Raw genomic sequence first — 16,496 nt, forward strand, 5'->3', positions numbered from 1 at the left:
AAAGTGGCAAATAATTTCATTCCAAACGATTGTACTAAATAATGTAGTATAGTACAATTACAAAGAAGGCGTTAAAACAAGTTAACGCCTTCTCTGATTTTAATACGAAATGAAAGACGACAATGGATTTCCTTACAGGATATAATGGCTTAAATCCTTGTCTTTCACTATGCCGGCCAATTGTTTGTCAACATAGCCTCGATCGATCGTGATCTTACCGGAATTGATGTCGTCGGGAACGGCAAAAAGCAGCTCATCAAACAGAGACGACATAATGGTATGTAACCTTCTGGCTCCGATATTTTCTACGGATGCATTCACTTCGGCAGCAATGCGGGCAATTTCCTGAATGGCCTCATCCTTAAATTCAATTTCCACGCCTTCAGTATCCAGCATGGCAATATACTGCTTGGTGAGGGCATTTTTGGGCTTGGACAGAATGTCAATAAAGTCGTTTTCCGTAAGGGAATTCAACTCAACGCGGATTGGGAAACGTCCCTGAAGTTCAGGAATCAAATCCGAAGGTTTTGAGACATGAAATGCTCCGGAACCGATGAATAAAATATGGTCGGTTTTTACGATGCCGTGCTTGGTGTTTACGGCGCTGCCTTCAACAATAGGGAGGAGGTCGCGCTGCACGCCCTGACGACTTACATCAGGTCCGCCTTTGCCGCCGCTTCCGGTTGAGGATTCGGCAATTTTATCAATCTCGTCTATAAATACGATCCCTTGTTTCTGCACTCGTTCCAGTGCTTCCTGAACGGCAGATTCATGGTCGATCAGTTTTTCGGCTTCTTCTTCAGTCAGAATTTCCCGGGCTTCTTTAATGGGAAGCTTACGCTTGGTCTTTTTATTTCCTTTGCCAAGGTTGCCGAGCATATCCTGCAGGTTAATGCCCATTTCTTCCATCCCCTGAGGGCCAAATACTTTCATCATTGGGTTTTTGGAAGAGTTTACTTCAATTTCAATTTCCCGGTCTTCCAGTTCTCCATCTCTGAGTTTTTTACGGAAACGGTCGCGGGTTCGTTCGTTCAGTTCGGAATCGCTCGCATTCTGCGGATCAAAATCTTCACTGCTTGAACTGCTGTTAAACCCAGCACCGGATTTTTTAACAGGGGGGATGAGGATATCAAGGATTCGCTCTTCCGCTTTGTGCTCTGCTTTCTCCTTAACCCGATCCTGCATTTCCTGCTTCACCATACTGATGGCAACATCAGTCAGGTCGCGGATCATGGATTCCACATCACGGCCAACATAACCAACCTCAGTAAATTTGGAGGCTTCCACTTTCATAAAGGGAGCGTGGGCCAGCTTAGCCAAGCGGCGGGCAATTTCAGTTTTACCGACACCGGTAGGACCAATCAGCAGAATGTTATTGGGTACAATTTCATCTCTGATTTCTTCATCAGAATTGAGCCGTCTCCAGCGGTTTCGAAGGGCAATGGAAACGGATCTTTTTGCTGATTTCTGCCCTACAATGTATTTGTCTAACTCAGCTACAATCTGCTGAGGTGTTAAATTCTTTTCCTGAATAGTTAGCATATCAATCTTCAATTTCTAAAATCGTAATGTTGTGATTGGTATAAATGTCGATGTCGGCTGCAATATGCAGTGACTCTTCAACGATTTCGGCGGCCGATAATTCTGAAGCGTGTTTTTTCATCGCTCTTGCTGCTGAAAGGGCATAGGATCCGCCGCTTCCAATGGCTGCTACTTCATCATCGGGCTCAATTACATCACCCTGGCCGGATATCAATAGTCCTTTCTCATTGTTCATTACCACCAATAAAGCCTGTAGCTTTTGCAGGAACTTGTCTTTTCGCCATTCTTTGGCAAGCTCAACGGCGGCTCGTTCCATGTTGCCGTTATACTCGTTCAGCTTTTCCTCGTATTTTTCAAAAAGGGTGAAGGCATCGGCGGTAGAACCGGCAAAACCGGCCAGTATTTTGCCTTCGTGCAGCTTGCGTACTTTCTTGACGGTGCTTTTCATCACGGTTTTATCCATGGTAGCCTGTCCGTCACTCCCGATGGCGGCTTTCCCATTATGGATAACACCGACTACCGTAGTTGCGTGTAGTTCAGATAAACTCATGTATTCAATTTTTTAATGATAGTTGAACCGATAAAAACAAAAACCAAGCCAAGCCTTAGTTAGAAGACTTATAGTACTTAGAATTGTCTCTTCCGTTCGAATTGTCATTACGGCCTGACGATCTGCTTGAGTTGCTTCTCTCTTTTTTAGAGATATCCAGGTTCTCTTTATCTCCTTTACCGCTCTCAAGCTCAATGAGTTCGCCTTCACGATCAAGCACTTCCTCAATCGATTCATCTCTCATTACAATATCAGTAATGTCAATATCTGAACCTACGAGTGTAGCACGAAATTCATTCATAGATACCGTTTCATCACCAATCAGGGAGATTTTAATGCGGAATTTAGCCATCCACTTCCAGTGCGTACTCATCAGACCTTTTGTCAGAACCGACTTCAGGAATGGGTTTACATACAGGTCAACTGCACGGTAGTTGGTGTTGTGTTTGAACTTGCTTAACCAGGTTTCCAGATCGGTAAGAATGGTATCCTGTGTAACTACATTTCCGGAGCCGCCACAAACCGGGCATACTTTGGAAACTGAGTTCACCACGCTTGGGCGAATACGTTGTCGTGTAATCTGAACCAAGCCAAAATCACTCATGCCAATTACATTGGTCTTGGCCGGATCTTTAACGAATTCTTTCTTGAGCTCGTCATAGATTTTCTTACGGTTCTTGTCATCCCGGAGATCAATGAAGTCAACAACGATAATACCACCGATATCTCGTAGCCTGAGCTGCTTAGCAACTTCTCTGGCGGCTTCAAGGTTGGTTTTAAGGGAATTGTCCTCTTGTTTCTTTTTAGCGGCGTATGGGCCGGAATTCACATCCACCACATACATGGCCTCGGTCTGCTCAAAGATCAGGTAACCGCCCGATTTCATACGTACACGAGGGCTGAAAATGGAATTCACATCGTGTGCAATCTTCATAAAGTCGAAGATGTGCTCTTTGCCTTTATACAATTCCACATTGGGGACCATTTGCGGAGCTATCTGCCCAACGTAGGATTTAATCTGACGATACATTTCAGGGTCATCAATCAAAACCCGGTCGTAGTTTTTGGCGAACAGATCACGGATCAGGCTCTCCGTCATATTCAGGTCACGATAGAGCAGGGAAGGGGGCTTGGCATCTTCCAATTTATCAACAATCTGCTCCCACTTCTTCAATACATTTCGAAGGTCATCTTCAAGGGCTTCTTTATCCTGTCCCTGGGCAACGGTTCTTACAATCACTCCAAAACCATCGGGGATCATATTATTCAGAATCCCTTTCAAACGGCGGCGTTCTTTGTAATGCCCGATTTTTTTGGAAACGGCGATGTAATCACCCATGGGTATAAGTACGAGGAAACGTCCGGCAATGGTAATATCGGTAGAAATGCGGGGGCCTTTGGAGCCAATCGGTTCCTTAACAATTTGAACCAGCAACTTCTGGCCGGTACGCAACATTTTGCCCGCTAAAATCTGTTTTTGAACATTCGAGAGGTTGTCCTTATTCTCGATGTCTTTTTTGGCATGGCCGGGAATAGCATTCGAACCGTTTAGCTTAGTGATGTATTCATCAAGGTGGTCGCCGGCATCGGAAAAGTGCAGAAAAGCATCTTTAGGAGTGCCCATATCAATAAATGCGGCGCGAATTCCGCTCAATACCTTATGAACACGGGCTACATAAATGTTACCAACGGTACGCTGGTTTTCTTCCGTTTCTATGAATAGCTGCGCTAACTCGTTGTTCTCTAAAAGCGCGATACGGGTCTGATTGCCCGAAGAGTGAATAATAATTTGATTCTTCATTAGTAAAATTCTTCCTTTCCCGGAAGCCGCTGAAACCCCTGCAAACGAACCATCGCATTAATTTACGGTGCAAATTGATTACGGTCTCATTAAAGAGATTGGGGTTGGAAGCAAACGTTCGAGCGGCTGCTTCGGGAGTAAATTCTGTTAAAATTGTTTTTTTTGGGGATTCCTTATCGGAATCAGAAAAGAGAGTCTGCGTTATGGCTGTAATTAGTAATCCGCAGAAAAAGAAAAAATCGATAGAGGCATCGTTCCAAGAGTGAGACAGTGATGCCACCAAAGTTTGTTTTTGGTATGTATTTTGTGCGTTATGCAATCGAAAATAAGTTTAAAAAAGCTTGTTCAGGTCGATTTTTCCTTCAATTAATATAACTCTGAAAGTGGATTAATGTAAACGGTTATTTTGAGATAGAATTATTCGGTTATTTTAACCTGCCTATCCAAATCAATCTTATTATAACCTTTCCAAAGTTGCACGGTTTTGAGGTATTAATACGGTATTAAAACCTTTCCAAAGTTTTACTGAACAGAAGTAATCAATCTGCACTTAGCAACTTTGGAAAGGTTAATAGTGGTTTTATTAATCCCCGTCCACTCTCTTAATCGAAGCTCCTACTGCACTCAGTTTATCTTCGAGGGACTCGTACCCACGGTCGAGGTGGTAGATGCGGAGTACTTCGGTGTGGTTCTCAGCAACCATAGCCGCCAGAACCAGGCTTACGCTGGCGCGCAAATCTGTACTCATGACCGATGCACCGGTAAGCGGAGTTTTGCCGGAAATGTGTACGGTGTTCTTTTCAACTTCCATGTCAGCACCGAGGCGGGTGAGTTCCGGAACATAGCTGAACCGATCAAAATAAACGGTATCTGTAACTTTGGAATCGCCCTCGGCCTGGGTCATCATAGTTGCCCATTGCGCCTGCAGGTCGGTTGGGAAGCCGGGGTAAATTTCTGTTTTAATGGAAACAGGTTTCAGTTTATCGGGTGCTTTTACGTGAATGGTTGTTCCATCTACTTCTACGGAAGTACCGGTTTTCCGGAGTTTGTCGGTGAATCCTCCAAGCTGATCCGGGTTGCAGCCCGTTAACGTAAGTTCTGAACCCGGGTACATTGCCCCTGCAATCATAAACGTTCCCAATTCAATTCGGTCAGGATCGTTGGACACGTCAATGCCTTCAAGTGAATCAACGGCTTTAACGGTCAGGGTATCCGTTCCAATGCCTTCAATGTCTGCGCCCATTTTAGTCAGGAAATTACAAAGCTGAACCACATCCGGTTCTTTGGCTGCATTTTCAATAGTAAATTTTTTGGCTTTTAACACGGCAGCAAGCAACAGGTTTACCGTAGCTCCGACAGAACTTGGTTCAAGCCGAAAAGTACCTCCTTCGATTTTGTCATCCGCTTTGGCGATTACGTATCCCTTTTCCAGCTCAATGTCGATTCCCATGGCTTCCATGCCTTTCAGGTGAAGATCCACAGGGCGGGGGCCCCAGGCGCATCCACCGGGCATCGATACTTTGGCGTAGCCGTGTTTTCCAACCAGGGCTCCCAGCATATAAAAAGAGGCCCGCATCTTACGCACCAAATCGTACGGGGCTTCCAGGTGATTTACATTGGAGGGATCAATAACGAGGGTGTTTTCATCTTCCTTAAAATCAACCTGCGCACCCACAACTCGGATTACGTTGTTGAAGGTATAAATGTCTTTAAGACGGGGCGTATTGCGAATGGTAGATGCTGAATTTCCAAGCAGGGAGGCGGCCATGAGTGGCAACGCGGCATTTTTTGATCCGCTTATGGGGATGGTTCCTTTTAGTGGGGTACCGCCTTCAATAATAAATTTATCCAATGGTTTCGATCTCCAGTATAGGTGAATTTTTCTCTAATGATTGTCCGACTTCTGCCGAAATACTTGCGACAGTTCCACTGATGGGGGCCTTAAGCTCATTCTCCATTTTCATAGCTTCCAGGATAACCAGAGGCTGATCTTTTTCAACCTCATCACCTTCAGCTACCATAATCTCGAGGATTTTTCCGGGCATTGGTGCATTCAGAATTCCTTCGCCGGCAGTCAAGGCTGTTTGAAAGCCAAGTCGGTCGAGTAACAGCTCCTGTTCATCCTTAACTTCCACGGAATGCCATATGCCGTTCATGGAAAATTCAATTGCAGAACCTTCATAACTTACATTATCGATTTTGTAGGTTTTTGTTCCCGTGCGCAAAATATATCGCCCGTTAACAAACTCGAAGGTGTAGTTTGCTTCAGTTTCACCAGCGGTGAATGTTTCGTCTTTGGGAGACAATTCAATATCGTGGCTGTTATCGTCTATAGTTGCCTGGAATTTCATTTCTGAACTTTTTTTATGTGATTAATGCCTGCGTTGGTAATCCGAAAGGTTGAATCCTGAACATTATCCGAATCGAAATAATAAGCTCCGTTTTGCTCAGGTTGATCGGGGTTTACCACTTGAATAAGCCGTGAATTCATAAGGTTGATTAAATCGTCACGGAGCTCTCCGTATTGAAGTTGGGTTTCTTCCTGAAGAACTTCAAAAGGTTCAGGAAAAATAAGACGATCTAAAATTTTGTATTCCGATGGGGTCAGTTTTCTCATATGCAGAGAAGATAGAGCCCGTTCAAAATTATCACAAATTATTAAAGGCCGAATTTAATGAATTCTACCGGAATGAATTGAATTATAAAAACAGACCGTTGATTTTCGAAAAGTGTCCGACTGATTCTTATCTTGGGTTATGTTCAAAGTAAAAAATACTATTCTATCAGACGACATTGCTACAGCGCAATTTGCTTGTGACTTACCTCGATGCAAAGGGGCTTGTTGCGTGGTTGGTGATGCCGGAGCTCCCGTTGCTAAGGAAGAAATTCCGGCTTTAAACAAAGCGTACCACTTGCTGAAGAGCGAACTACAGAAAGAAGCGGTTGAAATAGCAGAAAAAGACGGCGTGGTGATTGGGACACAGGACAGCGGGTATGAGATTTCAACTGTGGAGAGTGATGATTGTATTTTTGTGAAGTATGATAAAAATGATGTCGCATACTGTGCTATACAACAGGCTTATTTCGATGGGAGATTGAAATGGGAGAAACCCATCAGTTGTCATTTATTCCCGGTTCGGCTTAAGAAAATAGCGGACTTTGATTACGCCAATTTCGAATACGTACCGAAGCTATGTTCGGCGGCATGCGAACGGGGAGAGAACGAAAATATATATTTGGCAGAATTCCTTGAAAAACCGTTAGTTCGACGGTATGGAGAAAAGTGGTTCGCAAGTTTTATAGAAGCTTGTAAAGAGATTCGTGAAAAGGAAAAGCATGCTACGTAATCAACAGAATTTAGGTCAAAAGCAGCAGCAGAGCTTACAGCAAAAGCTTTCCCCCCAACAGTTGCAGTATATTAAACTGCTGCAATTGCCTACCATTGCCCTGGAGCAACGCATCAAAGAGGAAATGGAAGCCAATCCTGTGCTGGAAGAGGTTAACCCCGGAGAAGCAGAAACTGTTAGCTTATCGGAAGCGGAAGAATCTCCCAAAGAAGAGAAAGAAGAAGCTCTTGAAAGTCTGGAAGAGCATGAAGTGGACTGGGATGAGTATGACTCCAACACCGAATACGATGGCGAAAATTACAGCACCTCGTATAACCCGGATATTGAGGAATGGAAAGAACTTCCTAATCCATATAACGCCTCGTTTTTAGAGCAGCTCGAAGAGCAGGTGGTTTTTCTGAATCTCTCGGAAGAAGAAGAATTGATTGCCGATCAAATTCTGGGCTCGCTGGATGAAGACGGCTATTTTCGGCGGGAACCGGAAGCGGTAGTGGATAATATTGCTTTCAACCAGGGAGTATTGGTGGATGAAGACATGGTGGAGAGTGTTCGTAAAAAAATCCAGCAGCTTGACCCCATTGGTATAGCATCCAGAGATTTACAGGATTGTTTGTTGGTGCAGCTGAGGGACTCCCAAAAGAATTTGCCCGGTCTAAATCTTGCTATCAGAATAGTGGAAAAGGCCTGGAAATCGTTTGAGAAGAAGCACTTCTCCAAATTGCTGCAGAAGTTCAATATTGAGCGGGAGGAATTGCAGGCTGCTTTCGAAGCCATCCGCCAGATGGATCCACGTCCCGGTGCGGTGGCCAGTGATATGGAAGAAACTCAGAACTACATTGAGCCGGATTTTGAGGTGTACTGGAAGGGCATGAAAGATGGGGAAACTGAGCGGGGTGAATTTGTGATTAACCTGAATCAGCGAAATGCTCCTTCACTCAGAATTTCCCCGGAGTACAAACAGATGTGGGAGGAAATTAAAGCCAAAAAGAAAAAGAATACCGATGCAGAGGCTCATTCCTTCATGAAGAGTAAAATTGATTCCGCTCAGTGGTTTATTGAGTCGATTCGTCAGCGGCAGAACACCCTCATGAATATCATGAAGACGATAGTGGCTCTGCAGGAAGACTTCTTCAAGTTCGGGGAAGGACTGAAACCCATGATCCTGAAAGATGTGGCCGAACGAATTGGAATGGATATTTCGACGGTATCCCGTGTGGTGAATGGAAAATATGTTCAAACTTATTTCGGGGTGTACGAACTAAAGTATTTCTTCAATGAAGGGTTGGAAACGGAAAGCGGGGAAGAGGTTTCTAACCGCGAAGTCAAGAATATTCTGGAGAAGCTTATTGATGAAGAAAATAAGCAGAAACCGTACAGCGATCAGGAACTTACCAATATGCTGAACGAGAAAGGTTACAAAGTGGCCCGAAGAACGGTAAGTAAATACCGGGAGCAGCTCAACCAGCCCGTAGCAAGGATGCGTAAACAGGTGATATGATTTTTTTGCCTGAATAACCCTTCCAGGGTTACTGCAATTATCCTGAATCAAACAAAGCGGGTTTAACCCTGGAAGGGTTAAGGTATATAAGATTGAGTAGGTGGGGTTATGGGGTATTCTATAGTCGTGGTCATGCTGAACTTGATTCAGCATCTGAAATGGATGAGTTCGGTAAGAGACTTGACGTTTTTTAGTTGCCTAAATAACCCTTCCAGGGTTATGGCAATTATCCTGACTCAAACAAAGGGGATTTAACCCTGGAAGGGTTAAGATAACTTTTTAGGAACAGGCTAATTTATCACCAACTGAAATTAACCTGGTCGTTAATTTTCTGCTCCATCAGGTGAATAACCGGAGTTCTGAACGTGTTGTTATTATCGATCTGCTTTCGAATGGACAGGACTTCCTCCCAATCGGAGTACACCTCCTCAAGAACCAGCACAATGTTCTCCCGCTCATCGATCAGTATTTTTGAATCGAACCCGAATTCTTCCTCAACCCGGATGGCGTAAAGCACAGCCTGTCGTTCAGTTTCAAATTCTCCCAGCTGCAAGATAAATTCAAAATCAACATTGATCATAGAGGCAGGAAGTTCCTGTTTTGCGATAAAAACATCAGAGATGGCTGTGGAACTCAAAACCTTATTTCTTTCCTGTTTTGCCAATCGTTCAGAACTGAATGGACCCAGCCTGACTTTATACATCAGGGTATTGGGATCCTGATAACGATGCAGAGTGAAATTATACCTGGATTCCAGGTCAGTCATATAAGAATCTGCCCGATGTGGATTCGTGAAGGCAGCAAATTGAAGATCGTACCGAAAGCCACCCGGCTCGTAATTGGTTGCTACCGTTTCGTAACATTGATTCAGTACCGCCACATCTGGGTAATTTGAAGACAAATTCTGCGTGAATTGAGATGCACGGCTCAGCTCTTGGAAAAGACCGGTTCTGACCGCATACAACTCCCGTGGTTCGTTATATACAATGTAGGAGTCGGAATCGCGGCTGTAGTTTTTAACAATCCTTGTGGCAGCTTCAAACGATGAAAAAGCAGCCAGCTGAACACCATATCGGCATTTGTTCAGCGTAAGCCTGTCTACTGAAATATTGTATTCCAGTGAAATACCTCCGCCACTGTTGGCAGTTTGAGCGATGTTGGTTCCGGCCGTAATGGGTTCTTCATTTACCTGATAATCTTTAGGAACCAGCAGAATTTGCAGTCCTTCCACAAAATCACCTTCAGGAATGGCCTCCACTTCAAACTCTATTTTCTCGGGGATGGATTTCACATTTAAGATGTCCAGTTGGGAGGGATCTACCCGGAGTATATATTGGCCGGGAGGGAGTTCATAATCGTAAAAACTACCATCCGAGAATGTTCTCAATTCTTTGCTGAAATCCCCGTTTTGTTGATCTAAAAGTAGTTTGAGTCCCCCAATTCCTGAACTTTTTGCATTTGCGATTTGTCTTTTTACGGATCCTTCCATAACTCCGGACATATAGAAGGGTATTTCCACCTTTTTGAATCGATTGGGGTCAGTTATAAGCCCAAATTTGTCAAATTCAGGCACAAGCATAGGATTGTCTAGCCCCCCCTCATTCATTTCCATATTGTAGTAGAAGTAGGGCTGCATTTGTGTGAAATAAAGAATCCCATTTTTTTGAATACTGCTCGCACCCGAGCGTCTTAATCTAACGGCATTTCCACTTATTGGCTGATCCTCATCTTCCTCAAAAGATCTGTTTCCGTTATTATCTACAAATAGTTGAATAGCTGTACCGGATCGGCCGACCTGATCTCTGCTGGTAAATAAAAAGTTATTGTAGTTGGTGTCGTATCCTATCGACCCGCGTACGTTCTGTGTGAAACTGCTGTTGTTTCTTATGTTATTGTAAGTAGTATTGGTACGGATTTTATTGAGGTCGATAACAAGGCTGAATCTAATCGTGTTGTACTCTGCAATGAAATTTCGACCTACAGAGAGCTGGAATCGTCCCTGATTAAAAACATTTCTCGAAATTAAAGCCTCAGCTGATTCGAACTGGTTTAAGGTGGGCTGATATCGCATCTGTGCACGCAGAAAAACGCCACGCATATATGGAGGCAGATTTCTGTTGCGGGATACATTATAGGTAGCGGAGGTCTCAACATATGAAGTTGTTGTTGGGTTGAAGAGATCCACTTTACCGGCGAACCGGTCACTGTAACCAACCCTTAGATTCATTTTACCAATTCGTGAATTGGCATCCAGCCGCAGAGTAGTGGCATTTGTGGTTTCTCTGATCCTGGAAAAAGCAGAAGCCCTGACATTGAAAGGGGTGCCAAACAAATTAAAGGGATAAAAAGCGGAAGCTACCAGTCTTTTATCATCATTGGAAGGGTTGTAGATGCTAAAGCCTCCTGTGTACTCCGTGAAGTCAAAATTCAGACTTGCTGAGTTAGGAAATATTGTATTAAAAACACCACGATAATAGGCCTGAGAAGCAGCCTCAAATGTTAATATATAACTCGAGAGGATTCTTGAGGAAACGGAAGAGGTGAAAGTAGGAAGTCCGTCATTTAACCCTTCATAATACTCAACGCCGGCTTTGGCTGTTAGCCAATCGGTGATTCCATAAGAACCTGAACCTTGGGCCGTCAGGTTCTGATTGGTATTACCAACCACCGGGTTATCAAGCTGCCCAAGGTTTACAGAATAGTTAAATACTCCGTTTGGCTGAAAGGTAAAAGGTACTTGTATACGTTCAGAGCGTTCGATAATCTGGCCGGTTGGGCCATAAATTTTTAAATCAAGTTGGGAAGATCCGTACGTGATGGGAGTTAAAAACCGGTAATCACCCATTTCATTTGCTTGTTGGAAGTCGATAAGGGCATTGTTCATATATAATTCAACTTCCGACTGGGGTATAGTGCTGCCCTGAACTACATACTCATCAAACAGTCGACGGGGCTCTATAGGTTCGTTAGTAAGCCTGATCCCGGTATAGCTATTTCTGGCGACACCATCCGAATTTGTTTGGCCAATAGTGATTTTTGAAAGCCACTGTTGGTCACGATACATGTAACGCCAGCGAAGGTTATCGGTAGAGATATTGGAAAAGTTGCTGGAATAACTTCCAAAGATACTTCCTTGCAAATCGCCACCGTACAACTGAATTCCTAAATTTGTATTAGCATTGTATACATTATTTCCGGAATTCAGGTTGGCTGATAGATTATAGTCCACAAAGCCACCATCAATAAAAGGCCGTTCCCTGCCATACCGCAGGTCATATCTGACATCCTGATACCTATTATCATCAGCAAGTCGCCTTCTTTGAGCACGGATAGCTTTGGCTATTGCCGGAAGCTCTTTTTCAGTTTCTAAATTCAGCGTTAGATTATTGAAATCGATGGTGAAATCAAGTCCAAATGCCTCATAGAAAATATCGGCCCGCAGATAAGAATCAATTTCTTGGATCAGGTAATCATCAGCTGTGAGTTGAATGGTCCTATCTCCGAATACTATCTGATTTGATTGCAAATTTATCTGATAAGGAGTTTGCTTAAGGCCAAATTTACCGTTTACAGATAAACCATTCACGGTATGGTCAATATCAAAGAGGGAGAAAAGTTCGCTGATGGGAAGGTAAAATTGGTCATTTTTATAATAGGAAATAACAACCGAACCTATAATGCCACGATGACGAAATTCAAGATATACCTCAATTTCGTCATTGTTGTTGCCTTGAGCTTGAGAATTATCGGGTTGGAGGAATAAGCATAAGGCAACAATATTGAAGGTTAGTATAAATTTTAACCAATGATTCACCTAAGCGTGTATTTGGTTGTACTTGAAACAGGCTGCATTTGAACGATATCGTCATCGGAAACATCATTTCGTTGAGTAATGAACTCGACCCGTAATGTATATTCTCCAGGCGGAGTATCACCAATTAAGAGATCTTGTTTATGCGTTCCACTAAAATAGAGAGTAGTAGAGTTTCTGGCTTGCTGTATAACATTTCCTTGCGAATTTATAAGAGAAGTTATAACAGATCCAAGAAATGGGGAATTACCGGTACGCTCAAAATCAGTAAAAACCTCTAATACACCATCATCTGATAAACGAGGGGTTATTTCATTGATTGCGATACCAGTATTCACAGTCCCTACTTTATAGTAAAGGCCGGTTATCTGCTCAACAATAAGCCCTAAACTCGCGGTAACAGTTTCTGTTTGTTCAATCTCAACTGGTGGTGCTTCCGGTGTTGCACTGGTTTTAATTCTTGCCCAGTAGGTGCCGTCTTCCAAATCATTTGGAGCAGCAATCCTAAGCCGAACTATTTGTCGCTGGCCCGGATTTAATACAAAATTCTGTGGAAAAGCACGCACGTTTTCTGCGATAGAGTGTTTTTCAGCACTTATAGAGTCATCTTCAACTATTCGACGTTGCCCATCATCATTCAAGGCACTATAACTGAATACAAAATCAACAGAAATTTCCTGATTTTCATTGGAATTGTTGATCACCATGTAGGTTCCAAATCTGGAGTTGTCCTCTACAAATAAATTTGTTGGGGCAATAGTAACTTGAGATAACCCGGCAGATAAAGTACATAAGCCAAGAAGTACTGTAAGTAATAGCTTTTTCATAACTCTATAGATTAGTGAATTCCCGATGCAGGTAATAGTAATGATTGTTTCTAACTTTTACCATCACTTATTAATACTCCTTGATTGCTTTATTCTGCTTAAAAAAAAAGCCCTGCCGATAGTGGCAAGGCTTTAAATCTAAATAATCAATCTTAGTCGTAATACACTGAAAGTGTAACGTCACCGGAGTATTGACCTTGGTAATTACCAGCAGTAGCAAGGGTATTAAGAGTACCACCTACATATACATAAGCAGTGGTAGCTCCAGTTGTAACGCTTGCAGTTCCTCCTGAGAAATCAGTTCCACCATCAACATCGCCATCAGTTTCAGTATAGGTAGCTGTAGCAGAAAATGGGATATCGTCTTGTGCAGTACCACCGGAAAGGTTAGGAGTACCTTCTGGTGTTAAATTAGCAGGAGCGCTAAGTGAAAGGACAATAGCTTGTCCATTAGCCAAACTAGTCATCTGGAATTTACCGAGATTAGCTTCATTTGCAGTACTCAGAGCTTCAGTCACACCAGCATCAACATCGCCATCAAGTAGAGTTCCAAAATCAAGGCCTCTAACACCAGTCAATGTTACATCAGTTACAACATTAGCAGAAGCTGTAATACTTGCTTGTCCTTGAGCCATGGCAGAAGTTGCAGTTAAAGCAACCAATGCGAGTGCAGATAAAAGAGTTTTGAGAGTTTTCATAATCGTGAGATTTTATTGTTTGTTTAATTTCTGAAAGAAAATTATTGATCTTCTGAAAGCCTTCCTAGTTAGATACTCTTAATTAAAACGTCCTAACTTTTTGAGCTGAAACCATGTAATCAATGTCCTAGATGATAATTTATGCGTCTAAAATACCCATGTGGCTTCAGACTTATATTTAGATTTCTTTAATGTTTGGGATTCCACTTTGATAATACGAAGGAATTTGAAGGTTGGATTTAATCATTAACCATTTTCTATCTTTTCCCTTCAACAATGGAATAGTGACCTTTTTTGTGGTTAAAGCTTGTATGGGGTAGGGCAACATCCGGGTTTTTGAACCATGATTTACTTGATTAGAGGATTGGAAGGATGGAGTTGAGTAATCAGGGAAATCCGGCAATCCTATCCATCAAGGTTCAAATAGGAGCATGCATTAGTTACTTTGAAGCAGCTCTCAGAATAATTTTAGCATCATCGTCAGCTAATGATGAGGTTTGTTAAAGTAAACAAGCGATTTAATGGCAGGTGTATAGGAGAAGGGAATGTTCCTTCAAGCTGACAAAGTAGTACCATATATTATGCAAGGGGTGCCTCGAAAAGTATTAATCGTAATCAACGCTCAATACAACTTCACCGGTATAAACACCGTTTGGGATATTACCGACCTCAATCGAGCCATAAACATAGATAAAGAGTTGTTTCCAGATCTCATTGGAATTCGTGAGATTTGTATTATCATGAATAGATACCATTCCTCCGCTGGAAGGGATTGGAGAAGACGAAGAGATGGAATTGGTTCCACTATTATTGTACGACATACTAAGAGAGAGCGGAATTTCCTGATTGTTACCGGTTTGACCATTAACCAAAACTTCCGGGTATTCAAGATTGATATAGACATTTTGAGTATAAAAGGCTCTGATGCTGAAGACACCCATGTTTACATCACCCAATTGTATCTCGGTTATCCCAGTATTGGAAATTAAAGTTCCAAAATCCAGATTCTGCTCAACGGTTGCACTGAGCTCGGGTTCTATTTTAAGCTGCAGATTTATGAACTGAGCTTTAGCATTGATGCTCAGAAGAAAAGAAATGGTAATTATGCTGAATATTTTCTTAATCATAATAAATGGTTACCTGAATATCAGCGGAGTAGGATCCCGAAATTTGGCCACTGGCATTAATCGAACCATAAATGAATAGGTAAGCACTTTCTTTTTGAGCTTCCAAATTATACCCTTTATAAACTGGATTTGGAGGTGGCCCGGGAGGACCGGAGGTTCGGCTTAATATCGGGAACTGAGTACTTATAACCCCGGTTTGCTGGCTGAAGTCTATGGTTGTTTCACCGATATACCTGGTGTTATTAAGCGCTGAAACTTCACTGTCTTCTCCAAAGTTTGAGTAGGCTCCTTTCAATGTAAATGGCAAGGTGCAGTTTGCGTTAGAGCACCCGTCAGTATCAAATGGAGCAAGCAGTTCTATATCTATCAGCACATCGAGATACTTTATACCTTCCAGCTCTATGACAGCTGCCTCATTAATATCAATTTCTTTTACACCCTGATTTTGGGCGATAGTGCCAAAGTCTAAGTTGGGTTGGATTAGAACCGGACTGATGGTTGTATATCTACTGCTGAAGTCGCCGAAGTCAATTTCCTGAGCTACGATGGTGTTGATTGAAGATCCCGACAACAACAAAAAAAATGCTAAATACATAGAACGCGTAAAGCCCTTCAATTTGAAAGGCTCCAAAAGCGCTATAATTCTATGTGAGTTGAAGATCATATGTAATCAATTTCAATGGTGAAGTCTCCTTCATAATTACCGGGAGCTGCATTTTCAATATTCACGCGACCACCTACCCAAATGTAATATCGTCCCTCTTCGTTAAATTCAATATTTCTGTTATCCAGCTCTAATAGCTCAGAAGTAGATTGGTTTTCTTCACTGTTACCGGATAATTCATAAGTAAAAGTCAGAGTAGAATTTCCATCAACTTGGGTTAGTTCTCTTTCAGGTAAATAATTTAGTCGAAATTCAGTGTTGGGCATACCTACTGCAATCATAAAACCGGCATTTAAGCTGTTCACCGGATTTACATAAATTTCTCTTTGTCCGGGCTGAAGGTTTGGGAAGGTCATAGAATTAACGGTAATCAATTCTATAGAAGGAATTACAAGGGCACTAACATTAATACTTGCAGATACAACAGGTTCACCTCGTTGATCCTGAGCCTGAAGGGGCTGAGCTGTGTACAAAATTAATATGATTGCTAAGAAGAAATATCTCATAAAAAAGTAATTGCCTGAAACCTTAAAGTTCGAGAGTAAATTTCTCGGTTAAATGAGAGTAAAGCCAGTTAATATATTTTAATTAGAGCATCGTAACCGGCCCGTTACTCTACGTTTTTTCAGCG

At 42.5% G+C, this 16,496-nt stretch carries 14 protein-coding genes; 2 read left to right on the forward strand and 12 right to left on the reverse strand.

Annotated elements, in window-relative coordinates:
• Nucleotides 1–132: 132 nt before the first annotated feature.
• The 6 genes from hslU to JJ941_RS03305 form a co-directional block, all read right to left on the reverse strand.
• Nucleotides 133–1,542, reverse strand: coding sequence for an ATP-dependent protease ATPase subunit HslU (hslU, locus tag JJ941_RS03280; protein ID WP_290962257.1), 1,410 nt, complete (start codon nucleotides 1,540–1,542; stop codon nucleotides 133–135).
• A 1-nt stretch (nucleotide 1,543) separates the two neighbouring features.
• Entirely contained in the window at nucleotides 1,544–2,092 is a 549-nt protein-coding gene (gene hslV, locus JJ941_RS03285) for an ATP-dependent protease subunit HslV (RefSeq protein WP_290962258.1), read from the reverse strand.
• 55 nt (nucleotides 2,093–2,147) lie between these two features.
• Nucleotides 2,148–3,893, reverse strand: a complete 1,746-nt coding sequence (locus JJ941_RS03290) for an Rne/Rng family ribonuclease (protein WP_255131857.1) — start codon at nucleotides 3,891–3,893, stop codon at nucleotides 2,148–2,150.
• Between the two features lie 583 nt (nucleotides 3,894–4,476).
• On the reverse strand, nucleotides 4,477–5,745 hold the full coding sequence (gene murA, locus JJ941_RS03295; RefSeq protein WP_290962259.1) for a UDP-N-acetylglucosamine 1-carboxyvinyltransferase: 1,269 nt from the start codon (nucleotides 5,743–5,745) through the stop codon (nucleotides 4,477–4,479).
• Nucleotides 5,738–6,244: an acetyl-CoA carboxylase biotin carboxyl carrier protein subunit gene (locus JJ941_RS03300; RefSeq protein ID WP_290962260.1), complete on the reverse strand. Its 507-nt coding sequence runs from the start codon at nucleotides 6,242–6,244 to the stop codon at nucleotides 5,738–5,740. Before JJ941_RS03300 ends, murA begins: the two co-directional genes overlap by 8 nt.
• Nucleotides 6,241–6,510 (reverse strand): hypothetical protein, encoded by a 270-nt coding sequence (locus JJ941_RS03305; protein ID WP_255131851.1) that lies wholly within the window; start codon nucleotides 6,508–6,510, stop codon nucleotides 6,241–6,243. The genes JJ941_RS03300 and JJ941_RS03305 overlap by 4 nt, the downstream gene beginning before the upstream one ends.
• A 139-nt stretch (nucleotides 6,511–6,649) precedes the next feature.
• Here JJ941_RS03305 and JJ941_RS03310 point away from each other — a divergent pair, with 139 nt between their 5' ends.
• Complete coding sequence (locus tag JJ941_RS03310; protein WP_290962261.1) at nucleotides 6,650–7,240, forward strand: DUF3109 family protein; 591 nt, start codon at nucleotides 6,650–6,652, stop codon at nucleotides 7,238–7,240.
• Entirely contained in the window at nucleotides 7,230–8,738 is a 1,509-nt protein-coding gene (rpoN, locus tag JJ941_RS03315) for an RNA polymerase factor sigma-54 (protein ID WP_290962262.1), read from the forward strand. Before JJ941_RS03310 ends, rpoN begins: the two co-directional genes overlap by 11 nt.
• 298 nt (nucleotides 8,739–9,036) lie before the next feature.
• Here the strand turns inward: rpoN and JJ941_RS03320 are convergent, their stop codons facing one another.
• The 6 genes from JJ941_RS03320 to JJ941_RS03345 form a co-directional block, all read right to left on the reverse strand.
• Nucleotides 9,037–12,552 (reverse strand): SPOR domain-containing protein, encoded by a 3,516-nt coding sequence (locus JJ941_RS03320; protein ID WP_290962263.1) that lies wholly within the window; start codon nucleotides 12,550–12,552, stop codon nucleotides 9,037–9,039.
• Nucleotides 12,549–13,376: a hypothetical protein gene (locus JJ941_RS03325; RefSeq protein WP_290962264.1), complete on the reverse strand. Its 828-nt coding sequence runs from the start codon at nucleotides 13,374–13,376 to the stop codon at nucleotides 12,549–12,551. Before JJ941_RS03325 ends, JJ941_RS03320 begins: the two co-directional genes overlap by 4 nt.
• 152 nt (nucleotides 13,377–13,528) lie before the next feature.
• Complete coding sequence (locus JJ941_RS03330) at nucleotides 13,529–14,074, reverse strand: hypothetical protein (RefSeq protein WP_290962265.1); 546 nt, start codon at nucleotides 14,072–14,074, stop codon at nucleotides 13,529–13,531.
• 605 nt (nucleotides 14,075–14,679) lie between these two features.
• Nucleotides 14,680–15,201 (reverse strand): hypothetical protein, encoded by a 522-nt coding sequence (locus JJ941_RS03335; protein ID WP_290962266.1) that lies wholly within the window; start codon nucleotides 15,199–15,201, stop codon nucleotides 14,680–14,682.
• Nucleotides 15,194–15,796 carry a hypothetical protein gene (locus JJ941_RS03340; RefSeq protein WP_290962267.1) on the reverse strand — a complete coding sequence of 201 codons (603 nt, stop codon included), beginning with the start codon at nucleotides 15,794–15,796 and terminating at the stop codon, nucleotides 15,194–15,196. The genes JJ941_RS03335 and JJ941_RS03340 overlap by 8 nt, the downstream gene beginning before the upstream one ends.
• Before the next feature lie 65 nt (nucleotides 15,797–15,861).
• Complete coding sequence (locus JJ941_RS03345; RefSeq protein WP_290962268.1) at nucleotides 15,862–16,371, reverse strand: DUF4402 domain-containing protein; 510 nt, start codon at nucleotides 16,369–16,371, stop codon at nucleotides 15,862–15,864.
• Nucleotides 16,372–16,496: the final 125 nt, after the last annotated feature.

This window comes from Gracilimonas sp. (assembly GCF_017641085.1).
Lineage (GTDB): Bacteria > Bacteroidota > Rhodothermia > Balneolales > Balneolaceae > Gracilimonas.